A 17,851-nucleotide genomic window follows, 5' to 3' on the forward strand; every position below is an offset into this window, starting at 1 on the left:
CGTACAGTGGCAGCAATGGGGATGGTGCACACCGTCGGACTCGTCCTGCATCCACGCCGCGACTCCAAACCGGCCATCGACGCCGTCATCGACTGGGCCCGCAGCCGCGACACCACCGTCCTCGGCCTGCCCGACGAAGTCGGCCGCATCGACTGCTCCGCCGTGTCCGTCACCCCCGACGAACTCGTCGGCCGCGCCTCCCTCGTCGTCAGCCTCGGCGGCGACGGCACCATGCTGCGCAGCATGCGCCTGCTGTCCGGCAAACCCACCCCCGTCCTCGGCGTCAACCTCGGCCGCCTCGGCTTCCTCGCCGAAGTCTCCGTCGAAGAACTCCCCGAAGCCCTCTCCGCCATCGACGCCCACAAGTTCACCGTCGAACCCCGCATGGCCGTGCGGACCACCCTGCCCGACGGCACCGACGTCACCGCCTTCAACGACATCGCCCTCGTCCGCACCCCCGGACACGGCCTCGCCGCCGTCGCCATCTCCATGCAGGGCTACCCGTTCGTCCGCTACGCCGCCGACGCCCTCATCGTCGCCACATCCACCGGCTCCACCGCCTACAGCTTCTCCGCCGGCGGCCCCATCGTCTCCCCGACCGTCGAAGGCATCCTCGTCGTCCCCGCCGCCGCCCACTCCGCGTTCAACCGCGCCCTCGTCCTGTCCCCCAACGAAGACCTCGACCTCGAACTGCTGCCCTCCAGCGGCCGCCTCGCCGTCGAAGTCGACGGCGAACTCCTCGGCGAACTCAACCCCGGCGACACCCTCACCGTCTCCGCCGCCCCCGCCGCCGCGAAGGTGGTGCGCCTCGGCTACACCACCTTCTACGAACGCGCCCGCCGCAAACTCCAGGTCAACGGCAGCCTCGAGGTCGAACTCCCCTAGGAATGCGACCGGGACGGCAACCCCGCCACCCCGACGATCGCCTCATCGGCATAACACCACACCCACTCCTCGCCAGGCTCGAACGACTGCACCAGCGGATGCCCCGACGACCGGAAATGCGCCGTCGCATGCTTCGCCGGCGACGAATCACAACACCCCACATGCCCGCACGTCAGGCACAACCGCAGATGCACCCAACGCCCGCCCACCGCCAGGCAGTCCTCACACCCGTCCGCCGACGGCTCCACCGGCGGCGACGCCACCATCTCCACATGCGCGCAACCACTCTGCATCGCACCACCGTAGCCCGCACCACATTCGTCGCGACGCCCAACGCGTGGTTGGATTGACCGCATGGCCAAGCCAGCGATCTTGACCGTCGACGACGACCCCGCCGTCTCCCGCGCCGTCGCCCGCGACCTGCGCCGCCAATACGGCGAGGACTACCGCATCGTGCGCGCCGACAGCGGCCGCGAAGCGCTCGACACCCTCAAAGAACTCAAGCTCCGCGGCGAACAGGTCGCCGTCCTGCTGGCCGACTACCGCATGCCCGAAATGAACGGCCTGCAGTTCCTCGAGGCCGCCATGGACCTCTTCCCCCGCGCCCGCCGCGTCCTGCTCACCGCCTACGCCGACACCGACGCCGCCATCCAGGCCATCAACATCGTCGACCTCGACCACTACCTCCTCAAACCCTGGCACCCGCCAGAGGAGAAGCTCTACCCCGTCATCGACGCCATGCTCGACGCCTGGAAAGCCGCCCCCGACCGCCCCAGCGCCGACGTCAAGATCATCGGCCACCGGTGGAGCGCCCCCAGCTTCAAAGTCCGCGACTTCCTCGCCCGCAACATGATCAGCTACCGGTGGTACACCACCGACGACACCGAAGGCCAACGCCTCCTCACCGCCGCCGGCCTCACCCCCGACGACGTCCCCCTCGTCATCACCACCGAAGGCAAAACCCTCGTCAACCCCACCGAAGCCGAACTCGCCACCCACGTCGGCCTCACCACCACCCCCGCCGGCGACTTCTACGACCTCATCGTCGTCGGCGGCGGCCCCGCCGGCCTCGGCGCCGCCGTCTACGGCGCCAGCGAAGGCCTCCGCACCGTCCTGCTCGAAGAACGCGCCACCGGCGGCCAAGCCGGCCAATCCAGCCGCATCGAAAACTACCTCGGCTTCCCCGACGGCGTCTCCGGCGCCCAACTCACCGACCGCGCCCGCCGCCAAGCCGTCAAATTCGGCGCCGAACTCCTCACCGCCTGCCGCGTCACCCGCCTCGAAACCCACGGCAACACCCGCATCCTGCACTTCGAAGACGGCACCACCATCGCCTCCCACGCCGTCATCCTCGCCACCGGCGTCTCCTACCGCCGCCTCACCGCCCCCGGCCTCGCCGACCTCCACGGCCGCGGCGTCTACTACGGCAGCGCCGCCACCGAAGCCCCCTCCTGCACCGACCAAGACGTCTACATCGTCGGCGGCGCCAACAGCGCCGGCCAGGCCGCCATGTTCTTCTCCCGCTACGCCAGCCGCGTCCACCTCGTCATCCGCGCCGCCAACCTCAACGCCTCCATGTCCCAATACCTCATCGACCAGATCAACGCCGTCGACCACATCCAGGTCCACCCCTGCACCGAAATCGCCGCCGCCCACGGCGACGAACACCTCGAACGCCTCGAACTCCGCCCCGTCGACGGCGGCCCCGGCCGCACCGTCGACGCCTCCTGGCTCTTCATCTTCATCGGCGCCGAACCCCGCACCGACTGGCTCGACGGCACCATCCAGCGCGACCACCGCGGCTTCGTCCTCACCGGACCCGACCTCCTCACCGGCGACGAACCCCCACCCGGCTGGCTCCTGCCCCGCGACCCCTACCACCTCGAATCCAGCATCCCCGGCGTCTTCGCCGCCGGGGACGTCCGCGCCGACTCCGTCAAACGCGTCGCCTCCGCCGTCGGCGAAGGCGCCATGGCCGTCTCGCTCGTCCACCGGTACCTCCTGGAGTCCCAATGACCGCCAACGGCCGCCGCCTCACCGCCGACGAACTGCGCACCCTCTTCCTCTTCGAAGCCCTCGACGACGACCAGCTCGACTGGCTCGCCACCCGCGGCTGGGCCGTCACCCACCCCACCGGCGCCGCCATCTACCGCGAAGGCGAACCCGCCACCTGCTTCGTCGTCCTGCTCTCCGGCACCGTCTCCCTCAGCCGCAACATCCGCGGCGACGACGTCGAGCTCTCCCGCACCGACCACATCGGCGTCTACGGCGGCGCCACCCAGGCCTACCTCGGCGACCAGGTCCCCCAGCTCTACAACAACACCATGCACGCCATCACCGACGCCGAGGTCTACGAACTGCCCGCCGCCGAGTTCGGCCCCGTCATCCGCCACTGGTTCCCCATGGCCATGCACCTGCTCGAAGGCCTCTTCTTCGGCATGCGCAACAGCAACAACGCCGTCGCCGAACGCGAACGCCTCCTCGCCCTCGGCTCCCTGTCCGCCGGCCTCACCCACGAGCTCAACAACCCCGCCGCCGCCGCCGTACGCGCCACCGCCGTCCTGCGCGACAAAGTCGCCGGCATGCGCCACAAACTCGCCATGATCGCCGACGGCCGCCTCGACGGCGAACGCCTCCACGGCCTCGTCGAACTCCAGGAAACCGCCGTCAAGAAGGCCCAGAACACCCCCAAACGCTCCGCCCTGGAAATCTCCGACGCCGAGGACGCCATCGGCGACTGGCTCGACGACCACCACGTCCCCGGCGCCTGGGACCTCGCCCCCACCCTCGTCGCCGGCGGCGTCGACCTGCCCTGGCTCGACGACGTCGCCTCCTGCATCGGCGACATCGACCTCGAACCCGCCGTGCGCTGGCTCGCCTACACCATCGAGACCGAACTGCTCATGGGCGAGATCGACGACGCCGTCGGCCGCATCTCCGGCCTCGTCTCCGCCGCCAAGCAGTACTCCCAGCTCGACCGCGGCCCCTTCCAGGTCGTCGACGTCCACGACCTGCTCGACGCCACCCTCATCATGCTCAACGCCAAGATCCCGAGCGGCATCCGCGTCGTGACGAACTACGACCGGACCCTGCCGCACATCCCCGCGTACGCCGCCGAGCTCAACCAGGTCTGGACGAACCTGATCGACAACGGCGTCTCCGCGATGGACGGCTCCGGGACGCTGACCATCACCACGAGCCTCGACCCGACCGGGGACTGCCTCAACGTCGACATCGCCGACACCGGCACCGGCATCCCGCCCGAGGTCCGCCCCCGCATCTTCGAGCCGTTCTTCACCACCAAGCCCGTCGGCGAGGGCACCGGCCTCGGCCTCGACATCTCCTACCGCATCGTCGTCAAGAAGCACCACGGCGACATCCGGGTCACCTCCGAGGCGGGCGACACCCACTTCACCGTCGTGCTCCCCCTGCGCGAGACCGCCTGATCTTCTGCATGCAGGTCGGCGCGAAGCGCCGATCCTTCTAGGTTCTTGCGTGCCGTCAGGCACGCTGCCTAAGGCGTCCTAGGATGCTAGGAACCAATCCAGGCCTACCCGGCAATAAACGTTGTAGGAACCCCACAACGACAGAGGCCTAGGATGCGAGACAGCCGCATTGGTGTACTCGGCAGTAATCAAGCAGGGTGTAGATCGTCGCGGGACATAGCGGGGAAATCAGGAGGCTCAACCGGTGTTCAGTCGTATCGCCATCGTCAACCGCGGAGAGGCCGCCATGCGGCTCATCCACGCCGTGCGTGACCTGTCCGCGGAAACGGGCACACGGATCGAGACGGTCGCCCTCTACACCGACGTCGACCGCACCGCGACCTTCGTCCGCGAGGCCGACCTCGCCTACCCCCTCGGCCCCGCCGCCGCCCGCCCCTACCTCAACCACGCCCTGCTCGAACGCGCCCTGCGCGACACCGAAGCCGACGCCGCCTGGGTCGGCTGGGGCTTCGTCGCCGAAGACCCCGCCTTCGCCGAGCTCTGCGACCGCATCGGCGTCACCTTCATCGGCCCCAGCGCCGACGCCATGCGCAAACTCGGCGACAAGATCGGCGCCAAGCTCATCGCCGAAGAGGTCGGCGTCCCCGTCGCCCCCTGGAGCCGCGGCGAGGTCGCCACCCTCGACGACGCCCTGCGCGCCGGCGAGCAGATCGGCTACCCCCTCATGCTCAAGGCCACCGCCGGCGGTGGCGGCCGCGGCATCCGCAAGGTCGAAAGCGGCGACGAGCTCGCCGACGCCTACGAGCGCACCAGCGCCGAGGCCCTGCGCGCGTTCGGCTCCGGCGTCGTCTTCCTCGAACGCCTCGTCACCGGCGCCCGCCACGTCGAAGTCCAGGTCATCGCCGACGGCCAGGGCACCGCCTGGGCCCTCGGCGTGCGGGACTGCTCCGTCCAGCGCCGCAACCAGAAGATCATCGAGGAGTCCGCGTCGCCGGTCCTCGGCCCCGAGCAGACCGCCGAGCTCAAGGGCGCCGCCGAACGCCTCGCCCTCGCCGTCGGCTACCGCGGTGCCGGCACCGTCGAGTTCCTCTACCACCCCGTCGACAAGATCTTCGCGTTCCTCGAGGTCAACACCCGCCTGCAGGTCGAACACCCGATCACCGAGATCACCACCGGCACCGACCTCGTCAAACTGCAGATCCACGTCGCCTCCGGCGGCAAACTCGACGGCGAGCGCCCCGCCGAGCTCGGCCACGCCGTCGAGGCCCGCCTCAACGCCGAGGACCCCGACCGCGACTTCGCCCCCGCCCCCGGCCGCATCTCCCGCCTCGTCCTGCCCGCCGGCCCCGGCATCCGCGTCGACAGCGGCGTCGGCGAGGGCGACAGCATCCCGTCGGACTTCGACTCCATGATCGCCAAGATCATCGCCTACGGCCGGGACCGCGACGAAGCCCTCGGCCGACTCCGCCGCGCCATGGCCGAAACCACCGTCATCATCGACGGCGGCGCCACCAACAAGAGCTTCGTCATCGACCTGCTCAACCAGCCCGAAGTCATCGACGCCACCGCCGACACCGGCTGGATCGACCGCGTCCGCGCCGAAGGCCGCCTCGTCAACCACCGCCACTCCGCCATCGCCCTCGCCGCCGCCGCCATCGAGGCCTACCAGGACGAGGAGAAGATCTCCCGCGGCCGGCTCCTCACCACCGCCCACGGCGGCCGCCCCCAGGTCCAGCACGAATCCGGCCGCCCCCTCGACCTCAAACTCCGCGGCGTCGGCTACCGCGTCGCCGTCGCCCGCGTCGGCCCCACCCGCTACCGCGTCGGCATCGCCGCCGGCGGCGACCCCCACCCCGCCGACGTCGAAATCGAACGCTTCGACGCCCACCGCGGCCAGATCACCGTCAACGGCCGCCGCTTCCGCCTCGTCTCCGCCACCCACGGCCCCATCCACCTCGTCGAGGTCGACGGCGTCACCCACCGCATCAGCCGCGACGAAGGCGGCGTCGTGCGCTCACCCGCACCCGCCCTCGTCGTCGCCACCCCCCTCGCCGTCGGCGACGAGGTCGAGGCCGGCGCCCCCATCCTCGTGCTCGAGAGCATGAAGATGGAGACCGCCCTGCGCGCCCCCTTCCGCGCCCGCGTCCGCGAACTGCCCGTCACCGTCGGCAGCCAGGTCGAGACCGGCGCCCCCCTCATGCGCCTCGAACCCCTCGCCGACGACGCCGACGACACGGCCACCGACAGCCCCGCCGAAGCCGTCGACATCGACCTGCCCCCCGAGGACACCGCCACCACCGCCGCCGAGCGCGTCGAACGCGGCCTGCAGGACCTCCGCGCCCTCCTGCTCGGCTTCGACACCGACCCCCACGACCGCGGCCGCACCCTCACCCACTACCTCACCGCCCGCGCCGAAGCCGGCGACCGGCCCCTGCCCGGCGAGGTCGAGCTCATCGCCGTCTTCGCCGACCTCGCCGAACTCACCCGCAACACCCCCGGCGGCGAACTCGGCGGCGAACCCAACAGCGCCGTGCACTCCCCCCGCGAGTACTTCCACCGCTACCTCGGCAGCCTCGACGTCGACCGCGCCGGCGTCCCCGCCGCGTTCCAGGCCCGCCTCACCAAGGTCCTCGCCCACTACGGCGTCGACACCCTCGACCGCACCGCCGAGCTCGAGGCCGCCGTCTTCCGCATCTTCCTCGCCCAGCAGCGCACCGCCACCGACGTCGCCGTCGTCTCCGAACTGCTCCGCCAGTGGCTCGCCGGCCCCCAGCCCGCCGAAGCCCTCGCCGAGCGCGCCGGCCTCACCCTCGAACACCTCATCGAGGCCACCCAGGTCCGCTTCCCGGCCGTCTCCGACCTCGCCCGCGGCATCGTCTTCCGCTGGTTCGCCCAGCCCCTCCTGCGCCGCAACCGCGCCGAGGTCTACGTCAACGTCCGCTCCGACCTGCGCTACCTCGACCGCAACCCCGACGCGCCCGACCGCGCCGAACGCATCCAGAGCATGGTCGCCTCCGCCGAACCCCTCGTCCGGCTCATCGGCCAGCGCATCGGCCGCCCCGGCCGCGACCACGCCCCCCTCCTCGAGGTCCTCACCCGCCGCTACTACGGCAACCGCGGCCTGTCCAACGTCACCAGCCTCGACACCACCGGCGGCCGGTTCGTCACCGCCGAGCACACCGGCCGCACCGACAACCACACCCGCGTCGTCACCACCGCCGTCGACATCGGCACCCTCCCCGCCGCCCTCGACACCGTCGCCGCCCTCGCCGGCGACGGCCCCGGCCTCGTCGCCGACCTCTACGTCGCCTGGGAGGACCAGCCCGACGCCACCACCATCGGCGACAACCTCGCCGGACTGCTCACCCAGCATCCCCAGCCACACGGCGTACGGCGCATCACCATCACCGTCGCCGGCACCACCGGCGCCGTCATGCACCACCACTTCACGTTCCGCCCCGACGGCGGCACCTTCGCCGAAGACCGCCTCATCCGCGGCCTGCACCCCCAGATCGCCAACCGCCTCCAGCTCTACCGGCTCCGCGAGTTCGACCTCACCCGGCTGCCCTCCGCCGACGAGGAGATCTACCTGTTCAAAGCCGTCGCCAAGACCAACCCCGCCGACGAGCGCCTCATCGCCATGGGCCAGGTCCGCGACCTCACCCCCCTGCGCGAAGCCGACGGCCGCCTCGTCGCCCTCCCCGCGCTGGAGGACATCACCACCGGCTGCCTCGACGCGATCCGCAACATCCAGGCCCAGCGGCCCCAGAACAAGCGGTTCGACACCAACCGGATCATGATGTACGTCTGGCCCGCCACCGAGCTCACCCAGGACGAGATCGAAACCCTCGTCCAGCGGCTCCTGCCCACCACTGCCGGAGCCGGACTCGAAGAGGTCCAGTTCCTCGCCCGCCAGCGCAACGCCGCCGGCGAACTGTCCGAGGTCGCCGTCCGCATCACCCTCGACCCCGGCCACGGCGCCAGCCTCTCCGTCGACAAACCGTCCACGGAACCGCTCCAGCCCCTCGACGACTACCGGCAGAAGGTCCTCCGCGCCGCCCGCCGCGGCAACGTGTACCCCTACGAGCTCACCGGCCTCCTCGCCGGCCCCGGCGGCACGTTCACCGAGCACGACCTCGACACCGCCGGCGTCCTCGTCCCCGTCCAGCGCCCCAAGGGCCGCAACAGCGCCGCCATCATCGCCGGCGTCGTCACCACCCCGACCCCCCGCCACCCCGAAGGCGTCACCCGCGTCGTCCTGCTCGGCGACCCCACCAAGGCCCTCGGCGCCCTCTCCGAACCCGAGTGCAGCCGCGTCATCGCCGCCCTCGACCTCGCCGAACGCCTCCAGGTCCCGCTCGAATGGTTCGCCCTGTCCGCCGGCGCCCGCATCTCCATGTCCTCCGGCACCGAGAACATGGACTGGGTCGCCGCCGCACTCAAGCGGATCGTCACCTTCACCCAGGCCGGCGGCGAGATCAACATCGTCGTCACCGGCATCAACGTCGGCGCCCAGCCCTACTGGAACGCCGAGGCGACCATGCTCATGCACACCAAGGGCATCCTCGTCATGACCCCCGACTCGGCCATGGTCCTCACCGGCAAGCAGGCCCTGGACTTCTCCGGCGGCGTCTCCGCCGAGGACAACTACGGCATCGGCGGCTACGACCGCATCATGGGCCCCAACGGCCAGGCCCAGTACTGGGCCCCGACCCTCGCCGGCGCCCGCGACGTCCTCATGGCCCACTACGACCACACCTACATCGTCCCCGGCGAGTCCGGCCCGCGCCGCGCCCCCACCTCCGACCCCGCCGACCGGGACGTCTCCCCGTTCCCGCACGCCGTCGCCGGCAGCGACTTCACCACCGTCGGGCAGATCTTCTCCGCCGCCCACAACCCCGACCGCAAGAAGGCCTTCGACATCCGCACCGTCATGCGGGCCGTCACCGACCAGGACCACCCGGCCCTGGAGCGCTGGGCCGGCATGGCCGACGCCGACACCGCCGTCGTCCAGGACGCCCGCCTCGGCGGCTGGCCCGTCTGCCTCGTCGGCATCGAGTCCCGCTCCGTGCCCCGCACCGGCTTCCCGCCCACCGACGGCCCCGACACCTACACCGCCGGCACCCTGTTCCCGCGCTCGTCGAAGAAGGTCGCCCGCGCGATCAACGCCGCCTCCGGCAACCGGCCCCTGGTCGTCCTCGCGAACCTGTCCGGCTTCGACGGGTCACCCGAGTCGATGCGGAAGCTCCAGCTCGAGTACGGCGCCGAAATCGGCCGCGCCATCGTCAACTTCGACGGCCCGATCGTCTTCTGCGTCATCTCCCGCTACCACGGCGGCGCCTTCGTCGTCTTCTCCAAGGCCCTCAACCCCAACATGACCGTCCTCGCCCTCGAGGGCTCCTTCGCCTCCGTCCTCGGCGGCGCCCCCGCCGCCGCCGTCGTCTTCGCCGGCGACGTCTCCAACCGCACCAGCAACGACCCCCGCGTCACCGGCCTGCAGGCCCAGGTCGCCGCGGCCACCGGCGCCGAACGCGCCGCGCTCAACGCCCGCCTCGCCGAGGTCCAGGCCACCGTCCGCGCCGAACACCTCGGCGCCGTCGCCGCCGAGTTCGACCGCGTCCACAGCATCCAGCGGGCCGTCGAGGTCGGCTCCGTCGACGCCATCATCAGCGCCGCGGAGCTGCGCCCCCGCATCATCGAGGCCATCGAGCACGGCCTCAAACGCTGACCGACGCGAACGCAGGGCCGCCCCGGCACCGGGGCGGCCCTGCGTTTTTTGCGTTGAACGGGCAGGCCGAACCCCATACCGTGGCCCCTCGTGCCGCCCGCCTTCATCCCCGGCCTCCAGCTGTGCCGAGCCTTCTACGAGCACGGCGTCCGCCCACTCCTCGGCGCCATCCCGCACGCCGCCGCCCGCATCGGCCCCGGCTCCGAGGTCCTCGGCCTCGACACCGAGCGCTCCACCGACCACGACTGGGGCCCGCGACTGCAGCTCTTCGTCGACCTCGGACGCGTCGACGCCGCCGAGCTCGCCGCCACCCTCAGCGCCCGGCTCCCCAAGGACATCCACGGCTGGCCCACCAGCTTCGAACCGCCCGGCGAACGCGTCCGCGTCATGACCCCCACCACCGGCCCCGTCCACCACCGCGTCGACATCACCGACGTCGCCACCTGGTCCCGCCGGCACCTCGGCGCCGACGCCCGCCACCCGCTCACCGACGCCGGCTGGCTCGCCACCCCCACCCAGCTGCTCGCCGAGGCCACCGCCGGCGCCGTCTACCACGACGACACCGGCGAGCTCACCGCCCTGCGCGCCAACCTCGCCTGGTACCCCGAGCACCTGTGGAAGCGCGTTCTCGCCGCCCAGTGGACCCGCATCGCCCAGGAGGAGGCCTTCGTCGGGCGCACCGCCGAGCAGGGCGACGACCTCGGCAGCCGGATCGTCGCCGGCCGGCTCGCCCGTGACGTCATGCGCCTGTGCCTGCTGCTGGCCCGCCGCTACCCGCCGTACAGCAAATGGCTCGGCACCGCCTTCAACGCCCTCGACGGCATCGCCCCCATCGCCGCCGCCCTGAGCCGGGCCGTCGACGCGCGGGAGGCCGGGCCGCGGCAGGACGCCCTCTGCGACGCCTACGAGCTCGCCGGCGCCTGGCAGAACCGCCTCGCCCTGGCGCCTGAGGTCGAGGCGACCCGCCGCCCCTACTACGACCGCCCGTACCCCGTCATCGCCGCCGACCGGTTCGCCGAGGCCCTCGCCGGCCCGCGGATCGGCGCGATCGACCAGTACGTCGACTGCACCGACGTCCTCGGGCGGCCGCAGCTGACCAGAGACCTGGCGGCAGCGGTGGACCCTGCCGCGTAGCGGCCAAGAACAGGCGTGGCTTCAGCCACGCTCGCTATGGCATCCTAGGACGCTAGGATGAGCCGGTGCCGGGTCAGTAGCGGCCGAGCCAGGCGGTCGGGGCCATCACGATGCGCGGGTTCGCCGCGGGGTCGAGCCAGCGCAGCACCGCCAGCAGGTCGCCCTGGGGCAGGCTCACGCAGCCCAGCGTGCTGTTGCCGTTGGACTGGTGCAGGAAGATGCCGCTGCCGCGCCCCGGGGTCGCCGGCATGTTGTACCGGATCACCGCGAAGTACGTGTACTGCGGGCTCGTCTGCCACAGCGCCTCGCTCGGCCCGCCCGGGTTCGGGCCGTGGCTGAACGTGTTGTAGCCGGGCGAGTCGCTGTTCTCGTTCCACCAGTCGTCGGCGACGAGCTGGTGGTAGGCGTACCGCACGCCGGGGTTCGCGGCGATGCCGTACATGGTGGCGTCGACGGCGAAGACGCCCGCCGGGGTCGTGCGGTCGCCCTCGCGCTTGCTGTCGCTGAACCCCTTGCCGCCGAGGCGGGCCGGGACCGGGCCGAACGTGGAGCGCCAGGCGCCGCCGGACTTCGTGTACGCCTGCAGGGTCGCCGTCGTGGCCGACGGGCTCTGCGACTGCACGATGACGACCTGGGTGGTGTTCGCGGGCAGGGTGCGCAGCCGCGCGGCGTCGTTGGCCGGGTCGTCCTCGCGGCCACGGGTGCGGGCGGGACCGGCGGTGGTCGGGTGCGCCGCGGCCGTGGTGGGTGCCGGGGCGCCCGTCGTGCCCGGGCCACCGGCGGGCGGCGACACGGCGGGCGGCGGGGCCGCCGAATCCGCGACGGCGGGGGCCGCACCGGCGGACGCGGGGCGGCCGGGCTGCGGGGTGGCCAGGCCGGACGCGGGCGCGGCGACCTCGCCCGCGGCGGTGCCACAGCCCGCCGTCAGCAGCAGCGGCAGGCACATCGCGAGGATGACCCGCGCGCGGCGTCGGGGCTGGCGAACCGGCACGACCATAGTATCTACCGCATGGGCGCAAGGTTCCGGACAAATCCGGCGACACGCCGCGGCGGGCGATGGCTGGCCGCGGCCTGCCTCGTGGCCGTCGCCGCCGGATGCTCCGCCCCGCCCGACGCCGCCCCGGCCTCCGCCGCGGCGCCGAGCGCGACGGTCGCGGTGTCGCCCAGCACGGGCGGTACACCCGCGAAATCCGCGGCACCGGAGGACTTCGTCGAACCGATTCCGGCCGCGCTGCGCCAGGCGATGACCGGGGTCTCCTGGCGGCCCGGGTGCCCCGTCGGCCTCGACGACCTGCGGCTCGTGCACGTGTCCTATGTGGACTTCGACGGGCACCCGCAGGCGGGGCAGATCGTCGTGCACAAGGCCGTCGCCGACGCGGCCCTGCGCGTGTTCCAGCGACTGCGGGCCAACGGGTTCCCGATCCGCAGCATGAACCTCATCGACCGGTACGGCGGGTCCGACGACGAGTCCATGGCGGCCGACAACACCTCGGGCTTCAACTGCCGCAACGTGCCCGGCACCAGCCACTGGTCCAACCACGCCTACGGCCGCGCGATCGACGTCAACACCGTCGAGAACCCGTACCTGCCGAACGGCAAGATCATGCCGCCCGCGGGGAAGGCGTTCCTGGACCGGGGCAACGTGCGGCCGGGCATGATCGTGGCCGGGGACGCGACCGTGCGGGCGTTCCGGGCCGAGGGGTTCGCCTGGGGCGGCGCCTGGCGCTCCGGCACCGACTACCAGCACTTCGAGAAGGCCTGAGCCGCGCCGCAAATCCGTTTCACGTCACATTGCGGCGCGCGCTGATCACCCGCACCATACTGTCGGCATGGAACAGCGGATGGGCGTGTTCCGGCTGTTGATCGCCGGCATGCTGGTGCTGATCGTCGGCGGCGTGGCGACCACCGCGTGGGCGCTGCGCCGGGCCGAGACGCGCCCCGAGCCCGGCACCGAGACCACCGCGGGCGCGTCCGCCCCGCCGTCGCCGTCCGCCTCGCCCGCCCCGCCGCCGTTCACCGGCTGGTCCGACCCGGCCCTGGTCGGCCTGCCGCAGGGCACCAAGGTCCCGGGCCTGCTGACCTTCCGCGGCAACCCGACCCGCACCTACTACGGCCAGGGGCCGGTGCCCCGCACGACCCCGGCCCAGCGCTGGCAGTTCCCCAAGAGCGGCGGCCTGTGCGCGATGTCGTCGGACAAGGGCGAGACCCGCGAGTGGTGCGGCACTGGCTGGACCGGCCAGCCCGCCGTGTTCGAGCGCGACGGCCGGACCTGGGTGGTGTTCGGCGCCTACGACCGCAGCATCCACTTCCTCGACGCGGCCACCGGTGAGCGCATCCTGCCCGACTTCAAGACCGGCGACATCATCAAGGGCAGCGTCACCGTCGACCCCGACGGCTACCCGCTGGTCTACTCCGGCTCCCGCGACGGCTTCTACCGGGTCATCGCCACCGACCGCGGCACGCCGACCGAGCTGTGGAAGCTCGCCGCCGACGCGGTGAAGCCGACGCTGTGGAACGACGACTGGGACGGCGCCGGGCTCATCATCGACGACTACCTGCTCGAGGGCGGGGAGAACAGCCAGTTCCACGTCGTGAAGCTCAACCGCGGGTACGGCCCCGACGGCAAGGTGACCGTCGCGCCGCAGCTCGTGTGGCACACGCCCGGCTGGGACGAGCAGGAGCTCAAGGACGCCGGCGACAACAACGTGTCCATCGAGAACTCCGTGGCCGTGTACCGCGACACGGTGTACTTCGCCAACTCCGGCGGCCTCGTGCAGGGCTGGGACCTGTCCGGGCTGAAGGCGGGCCGGGAGCCGACCCGCACCTTCCGCTTCTGGACCGGCGACGACACCGACGCGTCGATCGTCGTGGACGCCGACGGGTTCCTCTACGTCGGCTCGGAGTACGAGAAGGGCAATGCCCGCAGCAAGGAGATCGGGCAGATGCTCAAGCTCGACCCGGCCAAGCCCGCCGACCCGGTCGTCTGGGCGGTCAAGGACACCGATAAGCGCCCCGGCGGCATCTGGGGCACGCCCGCGCTCTACCGCGACATCGCGATCTACGACACGGCCGGCGGCGACGTGCTCGGCCTGGACCGGGCCACCGGCGCGGTGCGGTGGCGGATCCACCTGCCCGGCGGGGAGACCTGGCAGTCGCCCGTGGTCGTGGACGATACGCTGTTCATCGGCGACTGCACCGGCGTCATGCACGCCTACGACGTGTCCGGCACGCACGCGGCGCCCAAGCCGCTGTGGGAGTCCAAGATCGGCGGGTGTATCGAGTCGACGCCGGCGGTCTGGAAGGGTTCACTGTATTTCGGCACCCGGGCGGGAGCGGTGCACGCCCTCGCGGCGGGGTAGCGCACAATGTATTGCGCAATTGTTACGGGCCGCGACTGGTCACGGTGAACGGCACGCCATACGTTGCCCGACACACCAATCAGCCGAAAGGACCCGAGCAATGCGCAGAGGGATCCTGTCCCTGCTGGCCGCCGGCGCCCTGGCCGTGAGCGGGACGGCCGCCTGCACCGCCAACGTGTCCGGCAGCGGCGGGAAGGCCGACAGGCCGCGCATCGGGGTCATCCTGCCCGACAGCAAGTCCTCGGCTCGGTGGGAGACCGCCGACCGCAAGTACCTGGCCGCCGCGTTCAAGGCCGCCGGCGTCGACTACGAGATCCAGAACGCGCAGAACGACAAGAGCGCCTTCACCACCCTGGCCGAGCAGATGATGACCCAGGGCGTCGACGTGCTCATGATCGTGAACCTGGACTCCGGCACCGGCAAGGCCGTGCTGGACAAGGCCCGCAACGCCGGCGTGGCCACGATCGACTACGACCGGATGACGCTGGGCGGGTCGGCGCGGTACTACGTGTCGTTCGACAACACCGCCGTCGGCACCCTGCAGGGTCAGGGGCTCGTCCGCTGCCTCGAGGAGGCCAAGGCCACCCGGCCGGTCATCGCTGAGCTCAACGGCTCCCAGACCGACAACAACTCGACGCTGTTCAAGGACGGCTACGACGCCGTCCTCGCGCCGAAGTTCGCCTCGGGCGAATACGTGAAGGGCCCCGACCAGTGGATCGAGGAGTGGGACAACACCCGCGCCGGGACCACGTTCGAGCAGATGATGACCGCCCAGCCGAACATCGGCGGGGTCATCGCGGCCAACGACGGCGTGGCCAACGCCGCCATCAACGTGCTCAAGAAGCAGGGCCTCAACGGCCACATCCCGGTCACCGGGCAGGACGCCACCGCGCAGGGGCTGCAGAACATCCTCAACGGCGACCAGTGCATGACGGTCTACAAGGACGTGCGCCGGGAGGCGGCCGCGGCCGCGAAACTGGCGATCGCGCTGGCCAAGGGTGAGACGGGTGTCACCACGACGAAGGTGTACGACCGGGTCGGCAAGCGTGACGTCGACGCGATCCTGCTCGATCCCAAGGCGATCACCAGGGACAACGTCCGGGACGTGATCGACGACGGCTATGTGCCGGCGGCGGACGTGTGTACGCCGGACTTCGCCGCGAAATGCGCGGCAGCGGGTATCAAGTAAGGTACCGATCTCACCTGGGGAGCACCGTTTTAGGGAGCACTGTGGCCGAAACACCCCTGCTGGAGATCCGGGGGCTCAGCAAGAGCTTCGGACCCGTCCAGGTGCTGCGTGACGTGGATTTCCAGGTGTACGCCGGGCAGGTCACCGCCCTCGTCGGCGACAACGGCGCCGGCAAGTCGACGCTGGTCAAGTGCGTCGGCGGGATCTACTCGATCGACGCCGGGGAGTACCTGTACGAGGGCCGCCCGGTCTCGGTGCACGGCCCCCGTGACGCCGCCGCGCTCGGGGTCGAGATCGTGTACCAGGACCTGGCCCTGTGCGACAACCTCGACATCGTGCAGAACATGTTCCTCGGCCGGGAGATCCGCCGCGGCCTCGTGCTGGACGACATCACCATGGAGCAGCGGGCCGCCGAGACGCTCGCGAGCCTGTCGGTGCGCACGGTGGCGTCGGTCCGCCAGCCGGTGTCGAGCCTCTCCGGCGGGCAGCGGCAGACGGTCGCCATCGCCAAGGCCGTGCTGTGGAACAACCGGATCGTCATCCTCGACGAGCCCAACGCGGCCCTCGGCGTGGCGCAGACCGCCCAGGTCCTCGAGCTCGTGCGCCGGCTGGCCGACAACGGCCTCGCGGTCGTGCTCATCTCGCACAACATGAACGACGTGTTCGCGGTCGCCGACCGGATCGCGGCGCTCTACCTGGGGCAGATGGCGGCCCAGGTCCGGGCCACCGACGTCACCCACTCCCAGGTCGTCGAGCTCATCACCACCGGCCGCAGCGGCGAGCTGGGCCTGCGCGGGCAAGGAGCGACGGTATGAGCGTGTCGATGCTCGACGCCCAGGAGCGCTCCGGCGAGCACCCGTCGTCCGGGCTCGGCGCCTACACCCGCGACTACCTCGCGCGGGTGCGGGGCGGGAACATGGGGGCGCTGCCGGCGGTCCTCGGGCTGCTGACGCTCGTCGTGGCGTTCTCGGTGGCCCGGCCCGAGTTCGTGACCGCCGGGAACCTCGCGAACCTGCTGCACCAGGGCGCCGCGGTCACCGTCATCGCGATGGGGCTCGTCTTCGTGCTCCTGCTGGGCGAGATCGACCTGTCCGCCGGGTTCGCCTCCGGGGTGTGCGCCTCGGTGCTCGCGGTGCTGCTCACGAACTTCGGGCTGCCGTGGTACGTCGCGGTGCTCGGCGCGATCGCGACCGGCGCGGCGATCGGGCTGGTGATCGGGCTGCTCGTGGCCAAGCTGGGCATCCCGTCGTTCGTGGTGACCCTGGCCGCGTTCCTGGCCTTCCAGGGCGCCGTGCTGCTGCTCATGAAGGGCGGCACGATCGTCGCCGTCGACGACCCGACGATCAAGAAGATCAACTTCGACGGGCGGTTCACGCCGCTGCAGGGCTGGGTGCTCTACGGCGTCACCATCGCCGGGACGCTCGCGCTGCACCTCTGGCGGCGGTACAGCCGCGTCCGTCACGGGCTCGCCGCCGACCCCCGCTCGGTGATCGCGCTGCGGGTGGTGACCGTGGCCGTCCTGCTCGGCGCCGCGGTGTGGACGCTGAACCTGGAGCGCTCGAAGAACGACGCCATCTCCCAGCGGGGCGTGCCGATGGTGGTGGCGCTCCTGGGGCTGCTGCTGTGGCTGTGCACGTTCGTGCTGAACCGCACCGCGTTCGGCCGGCACGTGTACGCCGTCGGCGGCAACCGGGAGGCGTCGCGGCGGGCCGGCATCCACGTCGACGCGATCCGCATCGCCGTGTTCGTGATCTGCTCGACGATGGCCGCCGTCGGCGGGATCGTGGCCGCGTCCCGGGACGCCTCGGTCAACCCGAACACCGGCGGCAGCAACGTGCTGCTCTACGCCGTCGGCGCCGCGGTCATCGGCGGCACGAGCCTCTTCGGCGGCAAGGGCCGGGTGCTCAACGCGGTGCTCGGCGGGGCGGTCGTGGCGGTCATCGAGAACGGGATGGGCCTCATGGAGTTCAGCCCCGGCACGAAGTACGTCGTCACCGGTGTCGTGCTGCTGCTCGCCGCCGGCATCGACGCGGTCACCCGCCGGCGGGCGGCCGCGGCGGGACTGCGCTGACCGGGCGCCGTCAATCGGCCACTAGTCTGCATACCGCGA

Annotated in this window: 12 protein-coding genes; 10 read left to right on the plus strand and 2 right to left on the minus strand. The window is 71.6% G+C overall.

The features are described 5' to 3' along the window. Positions 1–15 precede the first annotated feature (15 nt). Entirely contained in the window at positions 16–885 is an 870-nt protein-coding gene (locus AC6JBM_RS16060; RefSeq protein ID WP_350618092.1) for an NAD(+)/NADH kinase, read from the plus strand. On the opposite strand, the gene AC6JBM_RS16065 is transcribed toward AC6JBM_RS16060, so the two are convergent. Further along, complete coding sequence (locus AC6JBM_RS16065; protein WP_497986470.1) at positions 882–1,241, minus strand: ubiquitin carboxyl-terminal hydrolase 14; 360 nt, start codon at positions 1,239–1,241, stop codon at positions 882–884. The two genes, AC6JBM_RS16060 and AC6JBM_RS16065, sit on opposite strands and share 4 nt — an antisense overlap. Here AC6JBM_RS16065 and AC6JBM_RS16070 point away from each other — a divergent pair. The 4 genes from AC6JBM_RS16070 to AC6JBM_RS16085 all read left to right on the plus strand — a co-directional run bounded on the left by AC6JBM_RS16070 (position 1,240) and on the right by AC6JBM_RS16085 (position 11,193). After that, positions 1,240–2,901 (plus strand): NAD(P)/FAD-dependent oxidoreductase, encoded by a 1,662-nt coding sequence (locus AC6JBM_RS16070; RefSeq protein WP_497984397.1) that lies wholly within the window; start codon positions 1,240–1,242, stop codon positions 2,899–2,901. The genes AC6JBM_RS16065 and AC6JBM_RS16070 overlap by 2 nt on opposite strands. Continuing rightward, the gene (locus AC6JBM_RS16075) at positions 2,898–4,331 is read left to right on the plus strand and encodes an ATP-binding protein (protein WP_497984398.1); all 1,434 of its coding nucleotides are present in this window, start codon (positions 2,898–2,900) and stop codon (positions 4,329–4,331) included. The genes AC6JBM_RS16070 and AC6JBM_RS16075 overlap by 4 nt, the downstream gene beginning before the upstream one ends. Positions 4,332–4,575: 244 nt before the next feature. Next, positions 4,576–10,059 (plus strand): ATP-binding protein, encoded by a 5,484-nt coding sequence (locus tag AC6JBM_RS16080; RefSeq protein WP_497984399.1) that lies wholly within the window; start codon positions 4,576–4,578, stop codon positions 10,057–10,059. A 90-nt stretch (positions 10,060–10,149) separates the two neighbouring features. Beyond that, entirely contained in the window at positions 10,150–11,193 is a 1,044-nt protein-coding gene (locus tag AC6JBM_RS16085; protein ID WP_497984400.1) for a DUF4037 domain-containing protein, read from the plus strand. Between the two features lie 73 nt (positions 11,194–11,266). Here AC6JBM_RS16085 and AC6JBM_RS16090 read toward each other — a convergent pair whose 3' ends face one another. After that, a complete protein-coding gene (locus AC6JBM_RS16090) occupies positions 11,267–12,184 on the minus strand; it encodes a L,D-transpeptidase family protein (RefSeq protein WP_497984401.1) in 918 nt (305 codons plus the stop codon). Between the two features lie 18 nt (positions 12,185–12,202). On the opposite strand from AC6JBM_RS16090, the gene AC6JBM_RS16095 reads away from it, so the two are divergent. The 5 genes from AC6JBM_RS16095 to AC6JBM_RS16115 all read left to right on the plus strand — a co-directional run bounded on the left by AC6JBM_RS16095 (position 12,203) and on the right by AC6JBM_RS16115 (position 17,812). Continuing rightward, positions 12,203–12,955, plus strand: a complete 753-nt coding sequence (locus AC6JBM_RS16095) for a M15 family metallopeptidase (RefSeq protein ID WP_497984402.1) — start codon at positions 12,203–12,205, stop codon at positions 12,953–12,955. 67 nt (positions 12,956–13,022) lie between these two features. Then, the gene (locus AC6JBM_RS16100) at positions 13,023–14,552 is read left to right on the plus strand and encodes an outer membrane protein assembly factor BamB family protein (protein ID WP_497984403.1); all 1,530 of its coding nucleotides are present in this window, start codon (positions 13,023–13,025) and stop codon (positions 14,550–14,552) included. 100 nt (positions 14,553–14,652) lie between these two features. Beyond that, positions 14,653–15,741 carry a sugar ABC transporter substrate-binding protein gene (locus tag AC6JBM_RS16105; RefSeq protein ID WP_497984404.1) on the plus strand — a complete coding sequence of 363 codons (1,089 nt, stop codon included), beginning with the start codon at positions 14,653–14,655 and terminating at the stop codon, positions 15,739–15,741. Between the two features lie 41 nt (positions 15,742–15,782). Then, positions 15,783–16,556: an ATP-binding cassette domain-containing protein gene (locus AC6JBM_RS16110; RefSeq protein ID WP_350618074.1), complete on the plus strand. Its 774-nt coding sequence runs from the start codon at positions 15,783–15,785 to the stop codon at positions 16,554–16,556. After that, positions 16,553–17,812, plus strand: coding sequence for a sugar ABC transporter permease (locus AC6JBM_RS16115; RefSeq protein WP_497984405.1), 1,260 nt, complete (start codon positions 16,553–16,555; stop codon positions 17,810–17,812). The genes AC6JBM_RS16110 and AC6JBM_RS16115 overlap by 4 nt, the downstream gene beginning before the upstream one ends. Positions 17,813–17,851 lie beyond the last annotated feature (39 nt).

Source organism: Dactylosporangium thailandense, assembly GCF_059739745.1.